A 24,852-nucleotide genomic window follows, 5' to 3' on the forward strand; every position below is an offset into this window, starting at 1 on the left:
AGCGCCGGGTTAAGTTCAGCCGTGGAGCTCTCCTGCGTTAAAACTTCGGTGAGCGACTGAACAAAGATAGTAGCGTTGTTTTGCAGAACGGTCATTTTGCTTGCTCTGGGGTTTATTTAAGCCACAGATTTACACAGATATAAATGGATGTTTAAAGGAGAATCATATTAATTTTTTGATCCATAGAATCAAGTTACCCTGAGAATTAGCAGAAGTTGCTCCGTGTAACTTTGTGATTTCTTTGTGTATCTCTGTGAAACAGTAAATGTTCTGTATTTGAAGCAGTGTTTATAATTTCGACAACAGAAGCGCTGGAAAAGTCAAACCACACAGCAGCTGAACAAAGAAGTGTTATTTGTAGAGCGGATAACTTGACCGCCCAGGTTTGTTTAAGTCCCAGGCTTGCACAGATATTATAAAGGAACAGCTCCATGTAACTCTGCGTATTTCTCAGCGTACTCGTGGTAGCGATTACCCCCGGGTTTCAGTTAGTTATTTGAAAAATAATCAGGAAAATCTGTGCAGATCTGTGGCCAGAAGTTAATAGAAATAATTCTAAAATGTTTACAGCCGATCCAGTTCCGCGACATATATTTCTGCAGCCCCCGAGTCGCAGAGATATAGCCGGTTGTTGTTGGAATCTACAGCCATATTTCTGAATGACTGACGCTCATCCGATTCCGGAAGCTCATATATTGTTTGAACCTCCCCTTCTATATCTATCTGAACAACTGTTTGAGGATGTTCAGGCGTGCCATTCCAGAGCAGATAAATATGATTGTCAGTAGCTATTAAATCAGAGATATATCGCAATACACCAAAGCCTGACTGATGAGCCTCTTCTAAAAAATCATCAAAAATGATATTATTGGCAGGTAACCAGAGCTCTTTCTCCCATTCGAGATTTCCATCGGTATATTTCTGCAGTCGGCTCATATTTTTGAGAAACACATAAAGATCGCCGTTTTGGTAATCCATCATAATATCATTGCGTATGGCTTCAGGTACTTCGCCATTGGCAGCGCTACTCCGAAAAGATTGTTGATCGCTGACAGGCGGAGGATTTTCTATCGGTGCTTCTCCAAAATAGCGGGATGAATCGGTAGCAGCATCATTATATCCCACTAATTTACCGTTGTGTCCATTAGCCACAGAATAAAATTCCATCTCCACTCCGGTCGTGACAAAGCCAAAATGATAAGTTTCTCTTTTCAATGGAAAGTTTTGGATGAAATTCCCATCCAGATCGTATTGATTTGCTCGTTTCAAGCCTACATCTATGATATTGATAATGGTATCGCGAACGTTGATTCCTCTTGGGGCAACAAACTCACCGGGACCTTTGCCTTTTCTGCCGAATGAGCTCTCCACAGTACCATCGCTACTGACAAGAAGTATGTGCAATTGATCCGTATCCAATACGGCAAGCCTGCCGTCCGGCAATATGTCCATATAGCTGGGACTGCTTATTTTCTGGCTGGTAGCTGGACCTGCAATCAGTTTCAGGCTGTCGATGGAAATGTGCTCAACTTCGCTTAAATCCTGATTAGTATCTTCTAGCTCTGATGAGCAATTTGTAGCACCAATCAGAAGAAATATAAAAATGATACTGACGAATAATGATTTATGCTGTGATTGATCGCTATTCATAAATTTATATTGTTTAAAGAAGGGGATCTTTTATCATAGAAATAAAAGTAGCGCAGTGGCTAATTATTTGAATAATCCATTTTTCTATAATAGTATTGTTCTATTTAGCATTAATTAATAAATAAATATGTTTTCATCAAGATCTTACGCTGTTTATCAATTTATCACTATCATTTTTTTACTGATATCTATATCAGCCTGTTCTTCATCACCCGCCGATGAAATTCCGGAGGATATTGCTCAGCTCGATAATCTGACGGTAATTCCATCCGATGCCGAGCCGGCTCATTCTATTGAGCCTGATGAAGATGTTATTTACAGTGATACGGAAGATGTGATTCTCGGTCAGATTACAAGTACGGTTGTGGATAGTGAAGGACGAGTTTTCATTGCCGATCGCGATAAAAATTTGATTCATGTGTACCAGCCAAATGGTGATTATTTGACTCATGTAGGAAATGAGGGAGAAGGACCAGGTGAGTTTGGAAATATTGGACGCTTAAAAATTGATGATCAATATCTATACGGGTATGATTATAATCAGCGCAGGATAAATGTTTTTGAGTTGAGATCGCTGGAATTTTCTCATGCCATCTCATTACTACAGGAGGATCAGAGTATTGATGAGCTTAACGGATTATATCCCAGCCAGTTTTATGTACGAAACAATGGAAGTTTGCTTGTCAGTTTTAGTCAGTTTTTTGGACCGGATGATCTTGAGGAGGAACGGAAAATACTTCACTACCTGGTGGATGGAGATGGAAATCCTTCTGAAAAAATCATTGAGCAGCAATCCCGGGAAGTTCATACCGATCAGAGCGGAAACAGCTTTATGGTTATGTATTTGCCTTTTGGTCGAAAGTCTATGTTAACGCTGGCCGAGGACGATAAAATCTATACTGCCTGGAGCGAAGACTTTCTGATTAAAGTTCATTCACCGGACGGTTCGTATGAAAGGGCAATTTATCATCCCTATAAAAAAAGTGAGCTGGATAAGCGCGAAATATTAAAGGATTATGAAGGGGAACGCCAACGAAAGATTGTCCGTAATGCAGAGGCCCCTGATACATGGCCGACCCTTAACTCTATGAATGTTGATGAGGAAGGTCGCCTATGGATCTCAACGATTACCGATAATCGTGATGAGTATGATTGGTGGGTGATTGGTGAAAGTGGGGAACTGCTGGCGCAGTTTGCCTGGCCCGAAAGCCGAAGTCTGGTTGAAGTCAGCAATGGTTATCTATATGCCAGGGGAGAGGATGAAGAAACCGGATTGGAGCAAGTTGTGCGATATACAGTTCAGTTTTTATAATCTGTGGCATTATTTTGCGGCAAGAATTGTTACTGGCGGATGAAGATGTAATTTGTACGATATTTAATCTTCGTATAATTTCTTATAATCATTGAAGAGAACAGAATTAAACAATTGCCGATATTATGAATGAAGAAATTATTAGTAATCTGAATAAAGAACTGGATGATGCCCTGGAACGCGGGCGCAAAATAGTGGAAGAGGAAGACTTGGCTAAGCGAATTGATGAGCTAAAAAAAAGATCGGAAACATTAATTCGTAAACACCCTGTAAAAAGTGTAGCAGGGGGACTGCTTCTGGGTTTTTTAATTGGAAAAATATTGAGTAGAGACGATTGAGATGGAAAAAAAGAGAAAGAAAGATCAGCTGGGACAACGTTTGAAAACTATCTCGTCTGATCTAAAACAGTATCTCGAAAAGCGAATTGAGTTAACATTGTTGAATACCGGAGATTACGTATCCGGCTGGATGGCCAAGCTTGTGCTCCAGGGTGCGGGGGCATTACTATTGCTTTTGGGATTCTTTTTTTTATTGTTGGCACTAGCTATTTACCTTGGGCATCTGCTTGAAAGCGAAAGTCTGGGATATGTGGCAGTTGGTTTTCTGCTGCTTATTAGCGGAGCTCTTTTCCTGTATTTGAAACCGCCCGCTGTTTTTAGAAAAGTGAAACAGCATTTTGAGGCAGAAGTTATTGAAGCCATTGAACATAGTAGTAAGCGTGCCCAGCAGAAAATTGAATCAGCTGAAATGAAAAGTTCCACAAATAGCGACGAATAATAGTTATTATGGCGAAAGATCAGATTGATGAATTGGAAAAAAAGAAACAGCAACTGCAGAGCGAACTGAATGCGCTTCAGAATGAACTAGATATAACGTTGGATCAAGTGCGTGATGATGTCAGCTCGCAGCTGAATCCCAAAACCTTTATTCGAAAATATCCACTTCCTATTGTTGGTGCATCAGCGTTGTTGGGTTTTTTGCTTGGGCACAGAAGTAAAAACAACAATAAAAACTCATCTGAGACAAATTCCTCAAGATCAACAGCCGGTGAATTCGGCAGTGCTCTCCTTTCTGAATTAAAGCACAGAGCTACAAGAAGAGCTGTATCCTTTGCAACGGACTATATTGAAGATTTACTTGAGCAAAAAGCCGAAGAACATCTTTCATCTACAAATGGAAAAGAAGATCAGCGAGACACTCCTTAAATCTTTTAGCTAAAATAACCTTTTCAGCTGTAACAATTTGTATGTTGTCTCGTGTAAAATTTCTAATCTACAATTACAATAAACCATACTACTACTCATGCGGAAAGGGATTTTGTTACTGTTTATCAGTATGTTTTTGACGGCTGCACTTCAGGCACAGGACACGGAGAAAATAACTCTGCAGGATGCCATTGATATTGCATTGGAAAATAATTTAGAGTTGAAAAGAGCTTCTAATGATCTGGATTTGGCACGTTCCCAAAACTTTAGTGCCAAAGCTAATTTCCTTCCTTCAGTGGACGGATCATTTAGTGGTCGACAAAGTGTAGGTAGACAGTTTATTGAAAGTGAGATTGCTTTTGAAGAGGTGACGAGTAATACGCTCAGCGGATCAATAAGTACCAGCATGCCTATTTTTCAAGGGTTTAGTAATATATTGAATCTCCGTAACAGTCGTAAAGATATTGACCGTCAGGAAAACTCTCTGGAGCGTACTCGCGAAACAGTCATTTTTAATGCTGCAAGCAGTTATCTGCAGGTATTACTTGACAAGCAGCTTTTAGAGATTGCAGAGGAAAATCTAGAGGCTTCACAGCAACAACTTAAACAAGTAGAAGCTCAGGTAGAGGTAGGTTCCCGCCCCACTGTTGATTTATATGATCAGGAATCACAGGTAGCTAGTAACGAGCTGGAGGTTATTAATCAAGAAAACGCTTTAGAGTTAAGCAGAACACAATTGATAAGAAATCTGCAGCTTGATCCTTTGAAGTCGTATGAGTTTGCGATGCCTGAAGTAGCAGTAGAAGATGTGGAACCACAAGAGCTGGATTTGCAGAAGCTAACTGAACAGGCACTTTCTAACCGTAAAGATCTTCGTTCACAAGAGCTGTTGATTGAAACTTTAAATAACGATTTAAAGGAAGCAAGATACGCTTTATTTCCAACTCTTTCTGTAAGTGCAGGAATAAGCTCTGGTTATGGAGATTTATACAGCATTCCTGATCCTGCAACAGGAGAAATCCGATCAGTCGGTTTTGTTGATCAGTTTTTTGATCAGCGAATTAATCGTTATGCCGGTTTTCAAATAAGTGTTCCTATTTTTAACAATTGGGATCGACGGGTAAGTATTCAGCAGGCACAGGTTAATTATAAAAATGCACAGTTAGATTTAAGAGACCAGGAATATGCGGTTCGTGAAGAAGTGCGACAAGCTTATAACGACTACCGGTCATATGCCAAACGTTTGGAATCATCACAGAAATCATTGCGTGCTGCCGAGCGTAGCTACGAAACGCAGCAACAGCGGTATGAGGTGGGCTCTAGTACGCTCATTGAATTGACTGATGCCAGCGCACGTTATACCGAAGCACAGTCGAATCTGGCGAATGCACTTTACAATCTCATTTTCCAGGAGAAACTGTTGAATTATTATCTCGGGCAGCTAGATCAGGATGTTCAGATCAAATAATATTTTATTTAATTGAAAACATTGTAGTTGAGAATTATGATCCCTTGTTCTGAAAGGACAAGGGATTTTTTGTTAAGAACAATTTGCTGTTTATTGAATAAGTAAATAATGACTAATTAGGAAAACTTTATGAAAATACTATACGTCTTTCCGCACCCCGATGATGAATCCTTTGGTCCGGCTCCGGCGATTGCTGCTCAGCGTCGCAAGGGGCACGAGGTATATTTACTTACCCTAACAAAAGGGGAGGCTACGAAACAGCGTTTTCGATTGGGCGTTGATAAAAAAGAGATGGGAGAGATCCGTTATAAGGAGATGCAATGTGTCAAACAGGTACTCGATCTTAATGGTATGACTGTCTTTGATCTGCCCGACAGCGGACTTAAAGAGATGGTTCCTGCTGATATTGAAGAAGTGGTTCGGGATCAGGTAGAGAAAATTAAACCCGATGTGCTGGTGACCTATGCAATTCACGGAGTCAGCGGCTTCGAAGACCACTTGGTTTGTCATGCCGTGGTTAAAAGCGTCTACTGCGACATGGTACGAGATGGCCATACCTATCCGCGGCGCCTGGCTTTTTATACCCATTATAGCGAAGATGAAAGCAGTGGTAAGTTTAATCTCACATCTTCAAAACCGGAAGATATTGACTGCTGGATTGAGGCTGCGGACGAGGATTATCAAAAGTTTTTGGATGCCCTGGACTGTTACGAGACTTATCAACAGGTGATTGAAGACAGCAATGTAAAAGAAGAGGTGGGGAGCCGAGTACCTTTTGAAATATTTCAGGAGAATTTTGATCCGCCGTTGTCTGATCTGGGAGAACAACTCGGGGATTAGTATCCGAAGGCAGGACGTATCACTAAAAAATCAGGGTATATATGAGTAACTCGTATCCATTTTGGTTAAAAGGCACTACTATTCTGCTGGGAGTTTTACTGTTGCTTTTTCTTTTATCGTACGGCAAATTCCTTTTTATGCCGCTAGCCTATGCTGCTTTGCTGGCGATGCTGCTGGAACCAATTTCGAAATGGCTGGAGAAGTATAGAATTAATCGCGTCTTATCAATTATTATCAGTTTAACAGTGCTGGGATTGATTTTGGGCGGGATAATTTCCCTGCTTTCTTACCAGTTGATGCAATTTGCCGATCGCTTGCCTGCAGCAAATGAGAGGATTCAGTCTGTTGGTAACGATCTTATTCGATTTTTTGAGAGTCAGTTTAATTTAACACCGAGTCGTCAGGTAGAATTTTTAGAGCGTGGATTAGAAACGGTTATTGATGAAAGTGGCCAGTATATCAGTACAGCTCTGGGAGCTACAACCAGTGTGCTAACAACTCTCGGGCTCCTGCCGATCTTTATCTTCTTTTTGATGTACTACAAAAAAACGTACCGTACTTTTTTACATAAAGTAATGGAAGGTAAGAGACAGGCTATCGATGCGGTTATCGATAATGTGCAGCAGGTAACACAAAATTATATTGTAGGGATGATAATAGTGGTGTCAATACTTGCGATTCTCAATACGATAGGGCTGTGGATTGTAGGGATTGAACACACGCTTTTTTTTGCATCTTTTGCTGCAGTACTGGCAGTTATTCCCTATATCGGTGTTATCATCGGAAGCTTGCCGGCCGTTCTTTTTGCTTTATTGTTTACCGAATCACTATTAAATCCTTTAGCTGTAATCGGTGTTTTTGGTATAGTGCAATTTCTGGAAGGTAATTTTATAACACCCAATGTTGTGGGATCGAGTGTGAGCATTAATCCGTTTATGGCACTTATAGCATTACTGATCGGCGGAAAGCTCTGGGGCATTTCGGGAATGATACTTTTTGTACCGATGCTGGGAATTTTGAAGTGTGTTTTTGATCAGGTTGAAGGACTTAAGCCCTATGGATATTTATTAGGCAGCCAAGAAAAGGCCAGGGATATGCCAACTGAGCAGGAGAAAAAAGGGACTGTCGGAAGTAATGGCTAATCTTTTGGAATCGCTCAGGGTTATCATATACATTAAGTAATCTACCTAGTATTCCGTATACTTAGTTTAGTTGCCAAATAGCAAAATTTAAAGCAGAAGCATAACTGATCCACAGTAGGTAGGGTATAAGTAGTAACCCTGCGATACGATTTCTGTTCCAGAAAAGAAGGAGGGTAAAAGCAATTGCAACCCACAGCAGAAATATTTCTGCCAGGGCCGTAGAAATATGCTGCATACCAAAGAAAATCCACGACCACAGGGCATTGAGAATGAGCTGCACAAAAAACCAGGTAAATTCTTTATCGGTGAGTGTAACTTCTCTCATCTTCCACATGAGCCAGGCAGAAAATCCCATCAGGACATAAAGTACAGGCCAAACAACCGGGAAAACCCAATTGGGTGGTGTCCAGCTTGGTTTTTGCAATGACTCATACCATCCGCCGGGTTCGAACTGGGCACCGAAAACACCTGCTAAACTACAGATGAGGATCCAGCCTACAAGACCGGCTATCTGTTTCGATTTTTTCATTCTGGACCTGCATATAAGATTAATGGATTCACTTCTGGTTTTTAACCAAAGTATAAATAACGAGTGAATGGTTTCATTAGATATTACTGAAATCTATCCGTTGCAAAGAACTGTGGGTGGTTGTGACATGGAATTCCAACTAATTTGCAAAATATAAGAACAAAGGACGTTTGAACATTGTTCAATAAGCAGACTGAATCGAAATAAAGAGAGAAGATACTATGGCTTTAATCAAAAAAGGAGATTTAAAACATGATTATTCCTGGCCTTCAGAAAGTCCGGGAGATAACCCTAAGGACGCTGACAGTAATCTATTTGACCGGGAAAACGGAAAAGAAGTTCTGAGTGTGATAAATGAATATACTGATCGCCGGAATATCACAGATAAGCAGAAGGCTCTAAAAATAGAAACCGAGCTCCATAACAACCTTTCAGAAGATATTACTACTCAACGCGGCGTTATGGACTGGCTGGATTCAATCTTTGCTAAAGATACCGAAAGCAGGAAATAATTTCGTCTAACCAGTGCCGAAATTATTATTCGGCAGCTTCCATATTTTCCGGGAGATGTTCGTCCTTTGCATCTTTGAATGCTTCACGTGCCGTTAGGCCGAGAATATCGAACATCTTCATGTCTTCGCTGAGCTTGTTATTATCAGTTGTGAGCAGCTTGTCGCCGGTAAAAATAGAGTTAGCTCCGGCCATAAAGCAGAGCGCCTGTTCTTCCATGCTCATATCCACGCGACCGGCAGAGAGACGGACCATCGAATCGGGCATGGTAATACGTGCGGTTGCAATCATTCGGGCCATGTCGTACCACGGCACTTTCGGCTGATCTTCGAGTGGAGTACCTTCGACGGCGATTAGAGCATTAACAGGTACTGATTCCGGATGTTCGGGCATCGTGGCAAGATTATGTATCAATTCGATACGATCGTCATCGGTTTCGCCCATTCCAATAATTCCGCCGCTGCAGACACTGATATTATTATCCCGAACCCGCTGAATGGTATCTAAACGATCCTGATATTTTCGGGTAGATATGATGCGATTATAAAAGTCTTCACTGGTGTCGAGGTTGTGATTATAAGCATACAGTCCCGCTTCTTTTAGCTCGGCTGCTTGTTCATCGGTAAGCATGCCCAGCGTACAGCATACTTCCATTCCCATATCAGTAATTTCCTCAACCATATCAAGAACCTGATCAAAGTCCTTAGTCTCGCGTCCGCATCGCCAGGCAGCTCCCATACAAAAACGGGTACTTCCGGCTTCTTTTGCCCGCTCAGCAGCTGAAAGAATCTCTTCAGGCTCCAGCATGTCCTCGGCTTCAACATCCGTATCATGATGTGCCGACTGTGGGCAGTAGGCACAGTCTTCAGGACAGCCCCCGGTTTTTATAGACAGAAGGGTACAGACCTGGACTTCACCCGTTTTTTGATGCTCACGATGAACTGTTGCCGCCCGATATATCAGTTCCATCAGCGGTGTATGATAAATATCAGCAATTTCTTCGTTCGTCCAGTCTGTTCTTACTTCAGCCATAGATAAATTTATCCTTCAGTGCATATTAATTTGCTACAAAAGTAATAGTGATAAATCGTAAATACCAATTTAAAGTTTGCCGGTAGAAAAGAAATTACAGCATCAACCATGTATAAATTTTTTATATTGAGAGCCATGAGAGTTCAGAAAAGATTGCATTAACTGAAAATAGATCAATAGTATGAACGTACTTGCTTCAGGTAAAGCATCCTTTGGAATTAAAGTACCTTACAAGGTAATTGAAACAGGACAATCCGGTAAAAAACCACTTCTGATCTATTTGCATGGCTTTAATCAGAACATGAAGCAGTTTCAGGAATTAACGAAAGATTTATTATCCCTGAAAGCTTATCATTTATTTATCCAGGGTCCTTATCCTATTTATGACCGAAGAAGAGAAAAGAAAGTAGAGGAGTGGGGACGCGCCTGGTATTTATACGACGGGGAGCAGGAACAGTTTGTAAAGTCACTGGAGATAACCTCAGAATTTATACAAGAAGTGGCAGATAAAATTATAAATCAAATTTCGGTGAGCCGGGTGGCAATATTGGGATATTCGATGGGTGGATATCAAGCCGGTTATTTTGCACTCTCGCGATGGAAGCATGTAAATGAGCTGGTCGTCGTTGGTGGAAGAATAAAGACAGAGGTGTTTGAAGGGCGTACGGGAAGTTATGATCATATGAATGTATTAGCACTGCATGGATCAAAAGATGATAGTGTGAAAAGCAGTCCTCAAAAAGAGAGCTGTGATAAGCTCTCAAAGTGGGGTGCCAATGTGATTTTCGAAGAATTGGAAGAATCACATGCGTTAAACAGCAGATTTATAGAAAGAGTGAACGATTGGTTTTTATTACAGGGCTATGCTTAAGACTCTACATTTTTATAGTATAAACTTAGCATATTTCTTATCAGATGGTTATAATTCCATTAACTGAAATATGGTTCAACTTAGGGAATAAAATATATCATGAATGTATTAGTTATTGAAGACGATCCTTCGGTACGAACACTTGTTAAAGCAGTATTGGAAAAAAATGAATATGCTGTGGATCTAGCAGGGACTGCAGAAAACGGCCAAAAGTATGCCGTTGATAATAATTATGATATTATTATTCTGGATCTTGGTCTTCCTGATGGAGATGGTTTTGACTTGGCTAAGAACATAAGAGATAATGAAATTACTACCCCAATATTGGTTCTTTCAGCTGAACAGCAAACCGATGTAAAAATCAAATGTTTGCGGGTTGGAGCCGATGATTATATTACCAAACCTTTTGATACAGAAGAATTGTTGGCTCGTATTGAAGCCATCAGCCGTCGCAGTGGTGAAGTAAATGGTGATCGCATTCTGGAATGTGGTGAGCTCCGCGTTGATATGCTGGAACGGGAATTTACCGTTAATGACACCGAAGTTGATCTTACCAATAACGAATACAATTTGTTGGTTTATCTCTTAAAGAAGAAAAATCAAATTGTTACGCAGGAAGAAATTGCGGAAAACGTATGGGATATCCACTTCGATACACAAACCAATTATATTAACGTCTATATTAGCTATTTGCGGAAAAAGATTCGCAATCACTCCGAAAACGAATACATCGACACGGTTCGTAAAAAAGGATTTATTATCCGCTGCGATGACTAATTATCCGGGATAAGTTCCCTCTCCTTGTATGTAATGACGCAAATTCTTGATTTCAAACTTCTGTTGTGAGATGATATTTTTCACCAGGTCTCCAATGGAAACCACCCCCACTATATCGTCACCTTCCATTACAGGTAGGTGACGTATCTTTTTCTCCGTCATTATTGACATACAGTTGTTGACCGAATCAGTGGGGGATACGTAATAAACATCTTCAGTCATAATTTCACTAACATCAGTACTTTTTGAAGAACGTCCCTTTAGAATCACTTTACTTCTGTAGTCTCTTTCGCTTATGATGCCTTTAAGGCGCTGATTATTAACAACAAGCAGTGCTCCTATATTTAGCTCATCCATTTTAGCGATGGCTTCATAAACCGTTTGATCCGGAGCAATAGAATAAACTTTTGTTCCCTTGCTTTTTAAAATATCTCTGACGAGCATATGACCTCCTATATTTATTAACTATTCACTTTTTAAAGTATAACATTTCTGTGATATAAATACAGCAGACTTAACATTTTCTATGGATAAAAAAGATAAGCTGGAGCTCATTCATTATTTAAAACAGTTTGTCACGGAAGATCGCTGGAAGACCATAAATTCGGTTCTGGATCAGCGCACCCGGTATATGACGGTGGTTTTGGAGGATATTTATCAGCCCCATAATGCCAGTGCGGTACTGCGAAGCTGTGATGGATTTGGGATTCAGGATGTGCATATTATTGAAAACAGGAATGAGTTTGATCCCAATAAAGGAGTGACAATAGGAGCCGATAAATGGATATCACAGTACTCCTACAGTAAAGAGGATGAAAATAATACAGAACGCTGTTACAACAGGCTCAGAAATAAAGGCTATCAAATAATTGCAACTACGCCTCATGAGAATGATACCACGATCGATGAAGTTTCTTTGGATAAAAAAACAGCCCTGGTCTTTGGTGCCGAGCTAAAAGGGTTATCCGACTATGCCCTTAATCATGCCGATGGCTATGCGAGAATACCCATGGTGGGATTCAGCGAAAGCTTTAATATTTCGGTAGGAGCGGCCCTTTGCCTATACGAACTCTCCACGCGTCTACGCAAGACCAGAGACGATTGGATGTTAGAGAAAGATGAAGAAGCAGATCTTCAGTTAGAATGGTTAAAAAAATCGATCAGAGCCTCAGATAAACTGGTGGATAAATTCTTAACTGAACAGCAAAACTAACTTATAAGCAGGAAGTTATTTGACTTATAACTTCAGCCATGATTTGGTCTACATCTCCGGATGGGGTAGAGGTGTTCATTGTTCCGCAGAGCAGCACAACGAGATAAAATTTTTTAGCTGAGAAACAAGGGTGAAAAATTTAATCTGTTAATCTATTACTGGACAAAATTCCTCAAATTCATTATTCATCATTTATTACCATGGCAGGCGGTCGGGCATATCAGCCGCCACATATGCCATTACAGCCATTGTGGCAATGCATTTCTTATATTCCCCTTCATCCAGTTTGTCGATCGTATCTGCCGCCGTATGGTGATACCAGAAATAACGAGAATTGTCCACAAGCAGACCCATACCCGGTACGCCTTCCTGCATAATAGGACCGATGTCGGCACCACCGCCTCCTTCGGCAACCATATTTGATCCGATAGGTTCGAGTAGTTGACCGATAGATTTAACTATTTTATAGGCTTCATCTGACCCGCCGAAGCCGAATCCGCGTGGTTCAAAAACCCCGGCGTCTGATTCAATAGCAAGTACATGATTTTCAAGCGTCTCATTTTCTTTAACCATATCCCGATAGGCATTGGCCCCACGGAGCCCGTTCTCTTCGTTCGTCCACATTACCACTCGGATAGTGCGTTTTGGCTGCAGTCCCAGCTTTTTCATCAGCATGACAGCTTCCCAGGCGGCGAAACACCCCCCGACATCGTCCATAGCACCTTGTCCCACATCCCAGGAATCGATATGGCCGCCGATTACTACAATCTCCTCGGGATGTTCAGAGCCTTTAATTTCGGCAATAATATTTCGCGATGGAACATCGGGTTTTGTTTCTGCATCCATTGACAGACGAATTTTTATTGTTTCTCCCATTTTTTGAAGTCTGTGGAGCATGGCGGCATCTTCCAGCGTAATAGCAGCTTGTGGTATCTTTTCAACCCCTTTTTCATAAGCGGAATTACCAGTGTGAGGAGTTTGCATTGAAAACGGCCCCACAGAACGGATGAGACTAGCTACAGCTCCCGCTTTGGCAGCTTCTACGGCACCGCGATATCGATACTGCACCGTTTCACCATATGAGGTAAAAGGGACATTATAAACCACAATTTTACCTTCTGCCTGGCCGGCTTTTTCTTGAAGATCAGCAAAATTTTCTACAACCAGCACTTCTGCTTCAATACCTCCCTCGGGCGTTCCAATACTGCCACCAAGCCCCAGCATGGGCAGATCCTTTTCACGCGGTGACAGCAATGTTGCTGACTCTTCACCACGCACCCAGCGGGGAACCATAACTTCCTGGGTTCTTACTTCATCAAAAGGCTGGTTTTCCATTTCCGATACAATCCAGTCGATAGATTGTTCAAGATTTTCCGTCCCGCTGAAACGGGGACCAAACTTATCGACGAAATAGGTGAGCGTTTTGAAAGCATCATCGTTATTTAAAGCCGCATCGATAATTCTGTTGGCATCATCCTCGTAAGAGTCAATATCCACAGAAGGCTGAGCAAGGGAGGCAGTATTAAAAGTTAAAAATGAAAATAGAAGCAGCATGGAGAATAATAGCCGACAAGTCATAACTGATAATTTAATTGATATGATAAATACTAAAACATCCTAAAATAAAAAAAGAGGCTGTCGGAAAAACAGCCTCAGGTAAAATGTTAGTAATGAAGCTAAATAACTAGTCCATCGATTTGTGATTATTTTCAACAATATCTTTATACATCATATATTCTTCGGGAGTAGTATCGGCGAAGAGATAGTTTAACGGATCGATTGGTTGCCCATCTTTATGAACTTCATAATGAAGATGGGGGCCTTCTACCATTCCCGACTGACCGGTAAATCCTATGAGATCTCCGCGTTTCACCTTGGTACCTGGCTTGATATCTTTGGCAAATGATGAGAGATGGGCATAATAACTTTCATAGCCATAATCATGATCTATGATAAGAAGTCGTCCATAGGTTCCTTTTAAAGCTGCGTGTTCAACTACACCATCTCCGGTGGCATAAATTTCGTCTCCCACGTTCGCTCTGAAATCCAGCCCGTCGTGTTGCCGACGATATTGAAGCACAGGGTGATAACGCATTCCGAAACCACTCAATATGATCCCCTCAGTGGGTTTAATGGCAGGAATATGCTTCATTTTTTCTTTGTTGTTATTGTAGTGTTTTTGAATTTCCTGAAAGCTGAGCTGCTGAATGTTAACACTTCGTTCCAGCTTTTCGAGATCTTCGGCAGTAGTTTTTAAAATTTCTGCCGTTTCTTTGCTGTGAACATCAAACTCAGAATACACATCGGCCCCACCGGCACCAGCTTCGCGTTCATCATATGAAATTTCTTCCATTCCCAGTACAGAACGGTACATTTCATTATCAGCCTGCGCTAGTTGATTTACTTGCTGATCTAGTTCCTGAATTTTGTTTTGAGTAAGCTCAAGCTGATTGATAAGTTCCTCTTTTTCAGCCTTTAGAGCAATTTCTGCGGGTGTTCCAACAGTAAAAGATAGAATCGAAATACCAAAGCCAGAAAGGATAACTCCGCATAAAATCCAGACAGAAGCCGTGTAAACAATTCTTTCTAAACTATTGTACTTGATTGAAACAAACTCGCATTTTTGCTCATCGTAATAATAATAGTTGTTCAAACCCATATATCCTTATTTTTGCTACTGGTCTATATACAAGAGAGCAATGCTACTAAGTTGTTACAAATAAATGTGTTTTAAATTTAAATTACATATAAAAATAATTTATTCGAAAAAGAATCCTCAGACGCTTATTCAATATCTCCTTCAAAATATTCTATCGCTCTGCGAGGCATCGCCCCGGATTCTTTTTTATCGGCGATATGCGTTTTTACTTTATCCTGAAATGCTTCTGCAGCATCGTAGCCGTAATGTCTGAGCAGATAGTTCATAGCTATAACTTCGGCAATAACAGTAATATTCTTACCCGGTGTAATCGGTAAATTAATTAGTGGTATGTCAACGCCAAGAACAGATGTTGTTTCACGATTTAGACCTGTTCGCTCAATATTTTTCGACTCATCCCAGAGTGAGAGTTCCAGGACGACTTCCAGTCTTTTTTGATACCTGATAGCACGTACACCAAACATCGACATGATATCGATAATGCCGAGTCCGCGAATTTCCATAAAATGCTTATTCATCTCTGTTGCTGATGTCATCAGCACATTATTTTTCTTTGTAAGGATGACCACATCATCTGCCACAAGACGATGTCCGCGCTCAACAAGATCCAGCGCTACTTCGCTTTTCCCAATACCTGACTTGCCGGCAATAAGGATCCCAATTCCGTACACATCAACCATCGATCCGTGTACCATCGTTTGAAGAGCAAACTGGTCCTCCAGAAAATCACGGGTTAAATGCATAAATCGTGTAGTTTCAAGGGAGGTTCCGTAAATGGGAATATTGGCTTCTTCGGCCATATCCAGCAGATAATCGGGCAACGTATTATTGTGTGTGATAAAGAGGACCGGAATTTCAAACTGCGTTAAGTTATTGAACGCTTCTTTTTGTTCCTGCTTGGATAAATTTTTCAGATATCGGGTTTCGGTATTGCCGATAACCTGGATACGCTGATGTGTAAATAGTTTTATATAACCGGCCAGCGCCAGACCGGGGCGGTGAAGTTCCGCCTCGGTCACATAACGCTGGTCGATATTCCCGCCATCAGCGAAATTTGTCAGATCTATTTGAACGCGTTCCTGAAGGCGTTCTATTAGATAGGCAACAGTTATTTTTTCTTTTTTTGATACGGGTTCGTGATCACCAAAAGGCATAATTAATTACCGCTGATGGAGCGTTTTTTGTTTATACTTTTTGAGTTGACGTGAAACTGTTTCTACAACCCTGTTTATAGCCTGTTCATATGAAGCGGCTTCTTCTTCGGCATTTATCAATTTTTGCGGAACTTTTACATTCAACTCGGCAATTTTTGGATTGTCATCATCCGGACTGGGTTCCAATATAATGTCACAGGTTAAGATACGATCATAAAACTGGTCGAGTTTCTGTACGGCGTCTTCAGCGTAATCACGTAATTCAGTGCTTGGGTCAAAATGTCTTGCTGTGAACGTCGTTTTCATAATTAGCCTCCTAAATTAGCTTTTAATTTTTGGCTCGGGGGTGAGCCAATTCATATACGTTTTTCAGTCGTTCGACTGAGGTATGTGTGTAAACCTGGGTTGCTGATAAATCAGCATGGCCCAGCAATTCTTTGATAATACGGATATCTGCTCCCTGATCAAGCAGATGGGTAGCAAAACTATGCCGTAACACGTGCGGACTTTTTTGGGTGACTTCGCTGGCTTGTTGCAGGTAGTCTTTTACGATCCGCTGAACGGCCCGGGCGTAGATCCGCTGCCCATTTGCGGCCAGGAAAGCCGCCTTTCGCGCATCAGCATCAGTTCTTTCACCATAAAGTTGTGATTTTGTATCCAGATGATTTTGCAATGCCTCTCTCGCACTTTTACCAAAAGGTACAATGCGTTGTTTCGCCCCTTTTCCATCAACTTTTATTTGATTCAGCTTAAAGTTGATTTCTTCCTGATCTAAATTTACTAGCTCACTGAGCCGAATACCAGTTCCATATAATAATTCCAAAATAGCTCTATTTTGAGCCGATTCGGCACTATTGCCCTCAGCAAGTTCCATCATTCTGTTGATGTCTTCCTTACTGGCTGTCTTGGGAAGTGGCTTGTCTTTTTTTGGTACAATGAGAAGATGGGCAGGATTTTGTTCGATCATTTCACGCTTAAAGCAGTATTTAAAGAAAGAACGCACTGAAGCAACTTTTCGTGCGATTGTACTTTTGGCTAACCCGCGCTCCGCAAGTTCTCCAAGCCAGAGACGTATAGTAATTCGTTCGATCTTGTGTAGAGAAACGCTATCCTCATCAGAATCAAAATGGTTGCTGCAGAACGACAGAAATTGCGTTAAGTCGTTTTTATATGAGGTTATCGTATGCGGAGAAGCATTCCGCTCAACCTTCAAGTACCGCAAATATTTTTGAATCGCTTTCTTCATCTATTGTCAATATGGATACTTTGCTGATAAAAATAAACCGCTACTTTGTCACAGTATGAGCCAAGAAATTGTCAGTACTTCCCTTTGGAAGTAACGATCATTAATTATTCTTATTCCCATATTCCATTTTACAAAATTAGTACAATTATCACGAGCGCGGGAATTAATTCCCGCCAATTACAAACCACTTGGCTATAAAAGAATTTTATCCCGAACCGAAAGCATTACACCGAGGGAGTTGAACTGCCGAGGTATTATGGGTGTAAAACCCTCACACAACTTCATAAGATGAAAATTCTTACTGATTTTTGTTGAAGGAGAATCACCTGAATATCTTTAGACTCAACAGAATTGCCAATCAAGAACAATTTTAACCTTATGGACTTGCAGACGATTGAAAAGTATTCGCTCGAGCATACAACAGAAGATTCTGAACTTATTCAAGAGCTTATAGCTGTATCGGAGAAAGATCTCGAGCATACCGATATGCTCAGCGGACGATTGGTGGGACGTTTATTAGCGATATTAATTAAGACATCAGGAGCACGTCGTGTGCTGGAGATAGGGACCTTCACGGGTTATTCGGCTCTTACGATGGCGGAGGCACTTCCCGAAGACGCGGAACTGTTTACATGCGAATATAATGAGCGCTATGAAAATATTGCACGATCTTTTTTTGAAAGAAGTGGAGCAGGGTCAAAGATAACGCTGCTAATGGGAAAAGCTCTTGATACTATACCTGCTATAGAAGGAAATTTCGATTTTATCTTTTTGGATGCTGACAAAATAAACTATCCTGACTACTACCGTATGGTTCTACCACGATTAACTTCTAACGGTTTGGTAGTTATAGATAACGTTTTGTGGGGCGGTGATGCTGTTGCCGGCGAAGGAGAGAAAGGCAAAGCTATTGATGAGTTGAACAGGATGATTGATCAGGATGATTCTGTAGAGCAGGTGATGCTGACAGTACGAGACGGGGTTACTATCGTCCGAAAAAAATAAAGCCTGAATCCGTAAAACGAATTCAGGCTCTAAAATCAAAAATTGGATACTGGAATTAGTCAACCAGCTCAATTAATTCGATATCGAACGTCAAATCTTTGCCAGCCAGTGGATGGTTAGCATCGAGTTTGACGAAGTCATCTTCAACTGCCGTAATTTGAACGGGGATGGCTTGACCATCTTCTTGTTGTTGCATCTGAAGCTGCATTCCTACCTGTGGATCAATATTATCCGGCAGGTCAGATTTGGAAACTTCAAGCTCCAGATCTTCACGGCGTTCGCCATAGGCATCTTCAGATTCCAGCTCAACAGTGGTGCTGTCACCTTCTTCCATGCCTACAACCGCATCTTCAAATCCGGGAATTAATTGACCATTTCCCAGAGTGAATTCCAGAGGTTCTCGTTCACGAGAACTGTCAAACACGGTTCCATCTTCTGTTAATTTTCCTGTGTAGTGCACTTTTACAGTGTCACCTTCTTTAACTTTTGGCAAAATACTAGTTCCTTTAGTTTAGATTTCAAAGTTCTTAAAAATAAGCATATAACAGCGTCTTTCCAATGTTTCAGGAGTATACAAGAGTTTAAACGCTAAAAGCTTTCGGCTGACAAGGTGGTGCGATCGAATGACGTATCACGTACTATTGTGAAATCAATCCGACCTAACACCAATCCTTCGCCAGTTGTTACATTTACGCGCCACCGACCCGGCCAGATGTTTTCCTTAAACGTATAACCTCTGAAACCGCCCCGGCGTCCACCTATTACCTCATAATTAATTTTGTCAGTAATGTTCCATTTATTCTGAGATTTGTCGAACCATTTCCATTCATGCTGGACGGATTTTTTTAAATCTGTGGGAGCAAAAATAGAAGTATATACAAAGACAGTATCGCGGTCGGAATAATTGAATGTCTGTTCATATCTTTCCCAGAAGCTAAAAAATCCAGCTTTTTCATATTCAACGAGAAAGCTATTTTCTTGTCTGTCGATATTATAGGCCACTAATCCATTCTGTAGCGAGAGTGGCACCGGAGGAATTAGGTTGAAATAGTAGGATGTATTTATGAACAAATATATTCCGATGATTAGTGCACTGATTTTCCATCCGGTAACTTCTTTTCTTGTCGAGGGGCTTTTTTTGTAGATATATCCGATGAGAAAAAGGGTAGTGCCAAGGCTTATAAATCCCGACAATATAAATAAAAAAGTATTCATCGCCCCAAAAACAATTGGCAGGAAAAAGGTGAAGAAGGTAAAATTGACAAAAAAATAAGCGCCAAACTGCAGATATTTATTTGATATTCGATGTTTAAGTAGCTCATTAGATAACAGCAGTAAAAGAAGAATTATAAAAAAGACAAGAGTTTTGGTGAGAGTGACGCTTTGGAAAAAGAAAATTACATATGCACTGGCAAGTCCGCCCAGAAAAAATTGTACAGCAAGTGGAGCATAATCTACATGGGATTCAAAAAATGTATTTTTCCAGCGGCCGTCATCAGCAAGATTAAAGATATAAAGACTGATGGTAAGGCAGATTAAGTAGACGATCAGAATTGTATTGCTATACCAACTGTCTATATATCCGAGAGTAAGGCTGTCCCAGATAAATCCTCCGATAAAGAATATAACCGGAGCGTATTTCTTGTGCTTCCTGAGAAAACGTTTTGCTGCAGTAACCAATTTACTGTTGTTAAATCAAATTGAGGCCAAAGATAAATCAAATGAATTGAATATATTAATTCTTATCTTGGGCTTGAGTCACATTTATAAACAGGATTTTCAAGATATTATGGATGATTTTTTAGAGAGATTACGCGAAGCGAATACCGTTGCTATTATCGGCTGCTCGGCCAATAAATATCGAACCAGTTATCATATCGCCAGCTATTTGAAAGAAAATGGATACAGAATCATACCGGTCAATCCCAATTACGAAGAGGTGTTGGGACAGAAATGCTATCCTGAAATGGATGCTGTCCCCACAGATGCTGAAATAGATATTGTGGATATTTTCAGAGATTCACAATATACAGCAGATATGGTCAGCGATATTATTGACTGGGCGGAAAAAACCGGGCAGAAACCGCTGGTGTGGACTCAGCTTGCTGTTTCATCTTCAGATGCTAAAACAATGGCCGAAGAAGCAGGTTTAGATTATGTTGAAAACCGATGTATTATGGTGGAGCACAGCAAAAATTTATGAATCGTTTTGACTACTCATCATCTCTTTTCGCTCCTGCTCGTATTTTTTGAGCTTTTCTCCCAGAAGTTGTTCCACATGTAGCTTATCCTCGTCGGGAATATAAGTTGTAAAATCTGTTAGTATATCGTCGGACCTGTAATAGTCAATTTGTAACACGTTTTCTGATTCCCAGTGATAGGAAACAATCTGCTTCCACGGCACAAACTGATCGAGGATAAGCACACCTTTTCGGCGGAATTCCGGAACTACACGAAGAGTAAATCCTAACAAACCAAAGCCGAGCAGTGAAATGCCCGAAGTGATGCCTATGCCTGTATAGGGACCAAAGGTAAATAATCCTGTACGATAGAGTCCAAAGGCGATCAATAACACAGCGAGTAGGTTAGGGGCAGCCTCGGTCCAGAAAGAGCGGTAGATATATTCTGTGGATTCTGCTTTCTGACGAAGTATCACCATTTTGGTTGCAAAGCCACAGAAAAATCCGGCTACACTGATGTATAAAATCATCGTAAATCGGCCGGCAACTTCTTCTGTGACAATTCCAAATCCCTGACCAATCGTCATGAGGGTGAGCAAAATGATAGCCGCAATAAATCCGTTAATAACACGACTTTGATTCAAGTGTTGAAGCTGAATCAGGCGCTTATATCCCATCCAAAAAGAACCAATAAATACTAAACCCAGAAGGCTATAAAAGATATACATGCGATGTTAAACAGTTCGTTAAAATCGTTGGAATCAAAGTAGTTAAGACGTTACCTTTCTTCTAAATATAAAAAATAGATCTCATGGAAACCGATACTATTCCTGCCGAAATTGAAGTCTCTAACAGTGAACAAATATTTGAAATCAGATGGTCTGACGGACATTATTCCAAGTATTCTCTTTTTGGATTACGAAAAAACTGTCCTTGTGTAATGTGTCGTGGAGGACATGCCAATATGAATACCTATGACCGATCACTGTTTTTTGTGGATCCGACACAGCATTTCGAAGTCGAGGATATTAAGCAGGTAGGGAATCACGCGATTAAAATATTTTGGAGCGATGGTCACAGTAATGGCATGTACCAATGGGAGACACTACGAGAGATGTGTCCTTGTGAGGAGTGTTATCCCGAACAGGAGTAGTTCATAGTAACTTTAAGTTATGCTCTATTTTTTGCAATGCGAATGTATCTAGGTTTACTCTATTATTCTTGTACCGTAGCTCTGCTGCGGTACAACATAGTAACCCGCTCTGCGGGTTGATTTGTATAATTAATGTCCCTTTTGTCTTGATACAAAAGGGACTAAAAAAATCAAGGTCCTCCGTGGAATCCTCCGATTTATCGGAGGGCTACTTTGTAGCATTCCACAGGACGGGCTGAAGAATTCTGAATCCCGCTTCAGCCTGTAGGATACGTGGATTTTGATGGTCCATCAACTATTGTCTCATGTATGAATCTGTCACCGGTACTACTACGCTAAAGCTTCGTAGCATAAATACAAAATCCACACCCGCATCTTTTTGGCTTCAGCACACAATTCTTAGGCCCTTTAAAAAACCGTGAAATTGGCTATAAAAATCTCCACTTAAAAAAGGTATGGGAGGTGAAAAACGGCAGAATATATTTCGAATCAAAGGTCTGGTTTTGTTTAGTTAGGTGTACAAGATACCAAGATCCTGAACTTTGGTAAGATCAATTATTCGCAACGATCAGCGTATCCAGGTTCACCTCTTTTTGCCAGATAGAAACTCCCGAGAACCAATAAGGTTTGGGCATCATGTGGGCTTCTCGCTCTTTATAATTCGAAAGCAGATGCGTGGGCAATTCATCTCCCAAAAATGAAAATCGAAGTGTTGGTGGGGCAGTATTATGTTCTATGGTTACCTGGATTTCTACCGGGCTTGAAAGATTTTTGAAGTAGTTTAAACTGTTCCTCCTGTTTTGTTCTGCTTCTTTCAGCTGGTTATTGCTGAATACTTGCTTTCCATCTATTTTCAATGCCGAAATGGAAGACCCTTCCCAGTTAATATCCATGCCTAAACCTTTATGTTGTTGACTAATATTCAGCGTAATGAAGCGGTAAGTGCCATTGCTACTGTCGGCAGTTACTTCAAATTCAGGGGCCGCTATTTCATCAAACTTTGCTTCGCTATACAACAGGTCACTGCCAAAGTCGGAAATATCAGTAGGAGAGCCTCTCTCAAATTCCGATCCCAAAAACTGTTCCGTCCATGAATCGGTCGTATGATCCCGGCTGAACCAATAGGCGGTTCTCGTATCCAGTTTTTGGATGTAGTTGATATCGTTTTGCTTCTTGTGTTCAGCATCATAATCGGAATTTAGAGCGGCGATAAAGAAACAAGCTATTCCCACCATTATAAAAGCCGAATTCCATATCTTTTTGTTTGGTTGGATAATTTGTCGGACGAGTGGCCATGTTATTCCCAAGATAAATATTAGCAAAACCATACACACGTACAGCATTTCTGTAGTCATCATTATTTGAACAAGGCGAATGTATGGCGGTATCATAAACAATACCGGAAATAGGCTAATTGCCAGGATGCCGGTCGTTTTCCATGATGGTTGATTGATAGTTCGTCCGAGAGCCATCCATCCAAGAAGCCCCAGGAGGGCAGGCCATGTGAAAATGTAGCTGGCTGTGGGAAGGTACCACGCCGTAACCAGTGCAAGCAGTACCCAGATAGTATAACTACCAGTTAGAATAGATTGACCGGAGAGCTTTTTTTGGATCCAGCTGTTGCCGTAAATCAGCGAGAAAAGCCCGATGATAAGGGTCGTAAATCCCCAAAAATACCAGCCGTGGGTATAGACTTCAGTTTGCAGCAGCCACTGGTATTGGGGATGTAACCCTTTGATAATTTGCCAGCCAAAAAAAGTAACGGCCGCGCCCAGACCCATAGTAAGAATGAAAAGAATGGTACTACCGAGATAGGTTGAAATGCTCAGCTGATCGGTGCGAAACAGAAAAATCAGGTATGCGATAAAAAGAAATACCGTGATAATAGCAAGGGGTAACGACCAGCTGGAAGGGTAGTAGATAAGTCCGCCGGTAGCATTGTTGAAATAAACATATTCTGATGACCCTTCCAGCTCAATATCATTAGTATCCAAATAACGAACATTCCCCAACAGGTGAGATCCATGGTGTTGAATAGAAGCCAGCGACAGATTTTCGGGTGTATCCTGCATGGTGTGATAGTTCAGATAATCTTTACCAAAGGCGAAGTTGAGTCCATTGAGACCAGCCTGATTTGTGACCGAGAGATCGGTGTCGTTAGGCATTAATTTATAAACGGTGTACATCAGCGAATTGGCCACGGGATGTGGTGTTGCCTCGGCAAAATGGGAAATAAGGCCGGAGTTGGGCGAACTGGTTTCAAACATCATAGATTCCCCGCTTGAACCACGTGACTCAAAATTGAGTACGAGGTCGATCTGACTCAGCTCCTCAAATTCATCCGCAAAAAATTCGGCACCCAAAAGGCCTCGTTCTTCGCCATCAGTGAATAGCAGCCAGACATTATTCTGCGGGGAAATGTCCTGAGATAAAAGAGCTCTGGCCGATTCCAAAATGGTTGCCACGCCGGATGCATCGTCGCCTGCCCCCAATGTATTTGGCTTGGAATCATAATGTGCCATTAGCAGGATTGTTTTGTCGGGATTTTGTCCTTCTATTTTGGCAAAAATATTCTTGGTATGACCGGCCAGACCGCGCTGAAAATTAGAGCTGACGCCAACACCTTCAAGAACAACCGGATCTAAACCCAGCTTGTTGAGCTCATTTATGATATAGCTTCGAACGCTGTCGTTGGCTGCTGATCCCAGCGGATGCGGTTCCTGCGCTATTTGCTCGACATGATGAAAAGCCCGTTCTGCAGAAAAAAAGGTGGGATCGCTTGTTTCAGATTGGGGCGCTGGTGGTTGTAGAATGTAAAAGCTGAGCCAGACCGTAAATATTATAAATAATAGTAAAGACAGACGTTGAGCAGTCGTGGATTTCATATCATTTGTAATAAATTAGTG

27 protein-coding genes are annotated in these 24,852 nt (G+C 41.1%); 14 read left to right on the forward strand and 13 right to left on the reverse strand.

The window, feature by feature from the left end:
• Window positions 1–564: 564 nt before the first annotated feature.
• Window positions 565–1,650 carry a 6-bladed beta-propeller gene (locus ACT3ID_RS05415; RefSeq protein WP_491540975.1) on the reverse strand — a complete coding sequence of 362 codons (1,086 nt, stop codon included), beginning with the start codon at window positions 1,648–1,650 and terminating at the stop codon, window positions 565–567.
• A 127-nt stretch (window positions 1,651–1,777) separates the two neighbouring features.
• Here ACT3ID_RS05415 and ACT3ID_RS05420 point away from each other — a divergent pair, with 127 nt between their 5' ends.
• From ACT3ID_RS05420 to ACT3ID_RS05450, 7 genes are all read left to right on the forward strand, one after another.
• Complete coding sequence (locus ACT3ID_RS05420) at window positions 1,778–2,962, forward strand: 6-bladed beta-propeller (protein WP_491540976.1); 1,185 nt, start codon at window positions 1,778–1,780, stop codon at window positions 2,960–2,962.
• 125 nt (window positions 2,963–3,087) lie between these two features.
• The gene (locus tag ACT3ID_RS05425) at window positions 3,088–3,300 is read left to right on the forward strand and encodes a hypothetical protein (protein WP_491540977.1); all 213 of its coding nucleotides are present in this window, start codon (window positions 3,088–3,090) and stop codon (window positions 3,298–3,300) included.
• Between the two features lies 1 nt (window position 3,301).
• Window positions 3,302–3,739 (forward strand): phage holin family protein, encoded by a 438-nt coding sequence (locus tag ACT3ID_RS05430; protein ID WP_491540978.1) that lies wholly within the window; start codon window positions 3,302–3,304, stop codon window positions 3,737–3,739.
• Window positions 3,740–3,747: 8 nt separating this feature from the next.
• Window positions 3,748–4,167 carry a hypothetical protein gene (locus ACT3ID_RS05435; RefSeq protein ID WP_491540979.1) on the forward strand — a complete coding sequence of 140 codons (420 nt, stop codon included), beginning with the start codon at window positions 3,748–3,750 and terminating at the stop codon, window positions 4,165–4,167.
• Between the two features lie 97 nt (window positions 4,168–4,264).
• On the forward strand, window positions 4,265–5,635 hold the full coding sequence (locus ACT3ID_RS05440) for a TolC family protein (RefSeq protein WP_491540980.1): 1,371 nt from the start codon (window positions 4,265–4,267) through the stop codon (window positions 5,633–5,635).
• A gap of 129 nt (window positions 5,636–5,764) precedes the next feature.
• A complete protein-coding gene (locus tag ACT3ID_RS05445; protein WP_491540981.1) occupies window positions 5,765–6,475 on the forward strand; it encodes a PIG-L deacetylase family protein in 711 nt (236 codons plus the stop codon).
• 41 nt (window positions 6,476–6,516) lie between these two features.
• The gene (locus tag ACT3ID_RS05450; protein ID WP_491540982.1) at window positions 6,517–7,617 is read left to right on the forward strand and encodes an AI-2E family transporter; all 1,101 of its coding nucleotides are present in this window, start codon (window positions 6,517–6,519) and stop codon (window positions 7,615–7,617) included.
• 61 nt (window positions 7,618–7,678) lie between these two features.
• On the opposite strand, the gene ACT3ID_RS05455 is transcribed toward ACT3ID_RS05450, so the two are convergent.
• Complete coding sequence (locus ACT3ID_RS05455; protein WP_491540983.1) at window positions 7,679–8,146, reverse strand: TspO/MBR family protein; 468 nt, start codon at window positions 8,144–8,146, stop codon at window positions 7,679–7,681.
• A 221-nt stretch (window positions 8,147–8,367) separates the two neighbouring features.
• Between ACT3ID_RS05455 and ACT3ID_RS05460 the strand changes: the two genes are divergently transcribed.
• Complete coding sequence (locus ACT3ID_RS05460) at window positions 8,368–8,658, forward strand: hypothetical protein (RefSeq protein WP_491540984.1); 291 nt, start codon at window positions 8,368–8,370, stop codon at window positions 8,656–8,658.
• A gap of 25 nt (window positions 8,659–8,683) precedes the next feature.
• On the opposite strand, the gene bioB is transcribed toward ACT3ID_RS05460, so the two are convergent.
• Window positions 8,684–9,688 carry a biotin synthase BioB gene (gene bioB, locus ACT3ID_RS05465; RefSeq protein ID WP_491540985.1) on the reverse strand — a complete coding sequence of 335 codons (1,005 nt, stop codon included), beginning with the start codon at window positions 9,686–9,688 and terminating at the stop codon, window positions 8,684–8,686.
• Window positions 9,689–9,869: 181 nt separating this feature from the next.
• Here bioB and ACT3ID_RS05470 point away from each other — a divergent pair, with 181 nt between their 5' ends.
• A complete protein-coding gene (locus ACT3ID_RS05470) occupies window positions 9,870–10,559 on the forward strand; it encodes an alpha/beta hydrolase (protein WP_491540986.1) in 690 nt (229 codons plus the stop codon).
• A 99-nt stretch (window positions 10,560–10,658) separates the two neighbouring features.
• Window positions 10,659–11,336, forward strand: a complete 678-nt coding sequence (locus tag ACT3ID_RS05475; protein WP_491540987.1) for a response regulator transcription factor — start codon at window positions 10,659–10,661, stop codon at window positions 11,334–11,336.
• Here ACT3ID_RS05475 and ACT3ID_RS05480 read toward each other — a convergent pair whose 3' ends face one another.
• The gene (locus ACT3ID_RS05480; protein ID WP_491540988.1) at window positions 11,337–11,780 is read right to left on the reverse strand and encodes a CBS domain-containing protein; all 444 of its coding nucleotides are present in this window, start codon (window positions 11,778–11,780) and stop codon (window positions 11,337–11,339) included.
• Window positions 11,781–11,862: 82 nt separating this feature from the next.
• Between ACT3ID_RS05480 and ACT3ID_RS05485 the strand changes: the two genes are divergently transcribed.
• Complete coding sequence (locus tag ACT3ID_RS05485; RefSeq protein ID WP_491540989.1) at window positions 11,863–12,549, forward strand: TrmH family RNA methyltransferase; 687 nt, start codon at window positions 11,863–11,865, stop codon at window positions 12,547–12,549.
• 195 nt (window positions 12,550–12,744) lie between these two features.
• On the opposite strand, the gene ACT3ID_RS05490 is transcribed toward ACT3ID_RS05485, so the two are convergent.
• From ACT3ID_RS05490 to ACT3ID_RS05510, 5 genes are all read right to left on the reverse strand, one after another.
• Window positions 12,745–14,127: a M28 family metallopeptidase gene (locus tag ACT3ID_RS05490; protein ID WP_491540990.1), complete on the reverse strand. Its 1,383-nt coding sequence runs from the start codon at window positions 14,125–14,127 to the stop codon at window positions 12,745–12,747.
• A 106-nt stretch (window positions 14,128–14,233) separates the two neighbouring features.
• Complete coding sequence (locus ACT3ID_RS05495; RefSeq protein ID WP_491540991.1) at window positions 14,234–15,208, reverse strand: peptidoglycan DD-metalloendopeptidase family protein; 975 nt, start codon at window positions 15,206–15,208, stop codon at window positions 14,234–14,236.
• Between the two features lie 125 nt (window positions 15,209–15,333).
• Window positions 15,334–16,362: an HPr(Ser) kinase/phosphatase gene (hprK, locus tag ACT3ID_RS05500; RefSeq protein WP_491540992.1), complete on the reverse strand. Its 1,029-nt coding sequence runs from the start codon at window positions 16,360–16,362 to the stop codon at window positions 15,334–15,336.
• A gap of 6 nt (window positions 16,363–16,368) precedes the next feature.
• The gene (gene hpf, locus ACT3ID_RS05505) at window positions 16,369–16,668 is read right to left on the reverse strand and encodes a ribosome hibernation-promoting factor, HPF/YfiA family (RefSeq protein WP_491540993.1); all 300 of its coding nucleotides are present in this window, start codon (window positions 16,666–16,668) and stop codon (window positions 16,369–16,371) included.
• Window positions 16,669–16,690: 22 nt separating this feature from the next.
• Entirely contained in the window at window positions 16,691–17,608 is a 918-nt protein-coding gene (locus ACT3ID_RS05510; protein ID WP_491540994.1) for a tyrosine recombinase XerC, read from the reverse strand.
• A gap of 378 nt (window positions 17,609–17,986) precedes the next feature.
• On the opposite strand from ACT3ID_RS05510, the gene ACT3ID_RS05515 reads away from it, so the two are divergent.
• On the forward strand, window positions 17,987–18,613 hold the full coding sequence (locus tag ACT3ID_RS05515; RefSeq protein ID WP_491540995.1) for an O-methyltransferase: 627 nt from the start codon (window positions 17,987–17,989) through the stop codon (window positions 18,611–18,613).
• Between the two features lie 55 nt (window positions 18,614–18,668).
• On the opposite strand, the gene ACT3ID_RS05520 is transcribed toward ACT3ID_RS05515, so the two are convergent.
• Both ACT3ID_RS05520 and ACT3ID_RS05525 read right to left on the reverse strand, forming a co-directional pair.
• Window positions 18,669–19,106, reverse strand: a complete 438-nt coding sequence (locus tag ACT3ID_RS05520; protein ID WP_491540996.1) for an FKBP-type peptidyl-prolyl cis-trans isomerase — start codon at window positions 19,104–19,106, stop codon at window positions 18,669–18,671.
• A 95-nt stretch (window positions 19,107–19,201) separates the two neighbouring features.
• Entirely contained in the window at window positions 19,202–20,293 is a 1,092-nt protein-coding gene (locus ACT3ID_RS05525; protein ID WP_491540997.1) for a DUF2914 domain-containing protein, read from the reverse strand.
• A gap of 109 nt (window positions 20,294–20,402) precedes the next feature.
• Between ACT3ID_RS05525 and ACT3ID_RS05530 the strand changes: the two genes are divergently transcribed.
• On the forward strand, window positions 20,403–20,816 hold the full coding sequence (locus ACT3ID_RS05530) for a CoA-binding protein (protein WP_491540998.1): 414 nt from the start codon (window positions 20,403–20,405) through the stop codon (window positions 20,814–20,816).
• Here ACT3ID_RS05530 and ACT3ID_RS05535 read toward each other — a convergent pair.
• Window positions 20,811–21,521, reverse strand: coding sequence for a DUF5673 domain-containing protein (locus ACT3ID_RS05535; protein WP_491540999.1), 711 nt, complete (start codon window positions 21,519–21,521; stop codon window positions 20,811–20,813). The genes ACT3ID_RS05530 and ACT3ID_RS05535 overlap by 6 nt on opposite strands.
• Before the next feature lie 83 nt (window positions 21,522–21,604).
• Here ACT3ID_RS05535 and ACT3ID_RS05540 point away from each other — a divergent pair, with 83 nt between their 5' ends.
• Entirely contained in the window at window positions 21,605–21,946 is a 342-nt protein-coding gene (locus tag ACT3ID_RS05540; protein WP_491541000.1) for a gamma-butyrobetaine hydroxylase-like domain-containing protein, read from the forward strand.
• A gap of 551 nt (window positions 21,947–22,497) precedes the next feature.
• Here ACT3ID_RS05540 and ACT3ID_RS05545 read toward each other — a convergent pair.
• A complete protein-coding gene (locus ACT3ID_RS05545; RefSeq protein ID WP_491541001.1) occupies window positions 22,498–24,831 on the reverse strand; it encodes a M20/M25/M40 family metallo-hydrolase in 2,334 nt (777 codons plus the stop codon).
• Between the last annotated feature and the right edge of the window lie 21 nt (window positions 24,832–24,852).

This window comes from Fodinibius sp. GM108 (assembly GCF_058386985.1).

What these genes read in the sequence shown, in the direction of transcription:
- ACT3ID_RS05490 (WP_491540990.1), bottom strand. Translation starts at nt 14,127, where the DNA reads ATGACTTGTCGGCTATTATTCTCCATGCTGCTTCTATTTTCATTTTTA.
- ACT3ID_RS05435 (WP_491540979.1), top strand. Translation starts at nt 3,748, where the DNA reads ATGGCGAAAGATCAGATTGATGAATTGGAAAAAAAGAAACAGCAACTG.
- ACT3ID_RS05535 (WP_491540999.1), bottom strand. Translation starts at nt 21,521, where the DNA reads ATGTATATCTTTTATAGCCTTCTGGGTTTAGTATTTATTGGTTCTTTT.
- ACT3ID_RS05475 (WP_491540987.1), top strand. Translation starts at nt 10,659, where the DNA reads ATGAATGTATTAGTTATTGAAGACGATCCTTCGGTACGAACACTTGTT.
- ACT3ID_RS05420 (WP_491540976.1), top strand. Translation starts at nt 1,778, where the DNA reads ATGTTTTCATCAAGATCTTACGCTGTTTATCAATTTATCACTATCATT.
- ACT3ID_RS05515 (WP_491540995.1), top strand. Translation starts at nt 17,987, where the DNA reads ATGGACTTGCAGACGATTGAAAAGTATTCGCTCGAGCATACAACAGAA.
- ACT3ID_RS05545 (WP_491541001.1), bottom strand. Translation starts at nt 24,831, where the DNA reads ATGAAATCCACGACTGCTCAACGTCTGTCTTTACTATTATTTATAATA.
- ACT3ID_RS05485 (WP_491540989.1), top strand. Translation starts at nt 11,863, where the DNA reads ATGGATAAAAAAGATAAGCTGGAGCTCATTCATTATTTAAAACAGTTT.
- ACT3ID_RS05510 (WP_491540994.1), bottom strand. Translation starts at nt 17,608, where the DNA reads ATGAAGAAAGCGATTCAAAAATATTTGCGGTACTTGAAGGTTGAGCGG.
- ACT3ID_RS05430 (WP_491540978.1), top strand. Translation starts at nt 3,302, where the DNA reads ATGGAAAAAAAGAGAAAGAAAGATCAGCTGGGACAACGTTTGAAAACT.
- ACT3ID_RS05480 (WP_491540988.1), bottom strand. Translation starts at nt 11,780, where the DNA reads ATGCTCGTCAGAGATATTTTAAAAAGCAAGGGAACAAAAGTTTATTCT.
- ACT3ID_RS05455 (WP_491540983.1), bottom strand. Translation starts at nt 8,146, where the DNA reads ATGAAAAAATCGAAACAGATAGCCGGTCTTGTAGGCTGGATCCTCATC.
- ACT3ID_RS05460 (WP_491540984.1), top strand. Translation starts at nt 8,368, where the DNA reads ATGGCTTTAATCAAAAAAGGAGATTTAAAACATGATTATTCCTGGCCT.
- hpf (WP_491540993.1), bottom strand. Translation starts at nt 16,668, where the DNA reads ATGAAAACGACGTTCACAGCAAGACATTTTGACCCAAGCACTGAATTA.
- bioB (WP_491540985.1), bottom strand. Translation starts at nt 9,688, where the DNA reads ATGGCTGAAGTAAGAACAGACTGGACGAACGAAGAAATTGCTGATATT.
- ACT3ID_RS05530 (WP_491540998.1), top strand. Translation starts at nt 20,403, where the DNA reads ATGGATGATTTTTTAGAGAGATTACGCGAAGCGAATACCGTTGCTATT.
- ACT3ID_RS05540 (WP_491541000.1), top strand. Translation starts at nt 21,605, where the DNA reads ATGGAAACCGATACTATTCCTGCCGAAATTGAAGTCTCTAACAGTGAA.
- ACT3ID_RS05440 (WP_491540980.1), top strand. Translation starts at nt 4,265, where the DNA reads ATGCGGAAAGGGATTTTGTTACTGTTTATCAGTATGTTTTTGACGGCT.
- ACT3ID_RS05470 (WP_491540986.1), top strand. Translation starts at nt 9,870, where the DNA reads ATGAACGTACTTGCTTCAGGTAAAGCATCCTTTGGAATTAAAGTACCT.
- ACT3ID_RS05450 (WP_491540982.1), top strand. Translation starts at nt 6,517, where the DNA reads ATGAGTAACTCGTATCCATTTTGGTTAAAAGGCACTACTATTCTGCTG.
- ACT3ID_RS05445 (WP_491540981.1), top strand. Translation starts at nt 5,765, where the DNA reads ATGAAAATACTATACGTCTTTCCGCACCCCGATGATGAATCCTTTGGT.
- hprK (WP_491540992.1), bottom strand. Translation starts at nt 16,362, where the DNA reads ATGCCTTTTGGTGATCACGAACCCGTATCAAAAAAAGAAAAAATAACT.
- ACT3ID_RS05495 (WP_491540991.1), bottom strand. Translation starts at nt 15,208, where the DNA reads ATGGGTTTGAACAACTATTATTATTACGATGAGCAAAAATGCGAGTTT.
- ACT3ID_RS05425 (WP_491540977.1), top strand. Translation starts at nt 3,088, where the DNA reads ATGAATGAAGAAATTATTAGTAATCTGAATAAAGAACTGGATGATGCC.
- ACT3ID_RS05415 (WP_491540975.1), bottom strand. Translation starts at nt 1,650, where the DNA reads ATGAATAGCGATCAATCACAGCATAAATCATTATTCGTCAGTATCATT.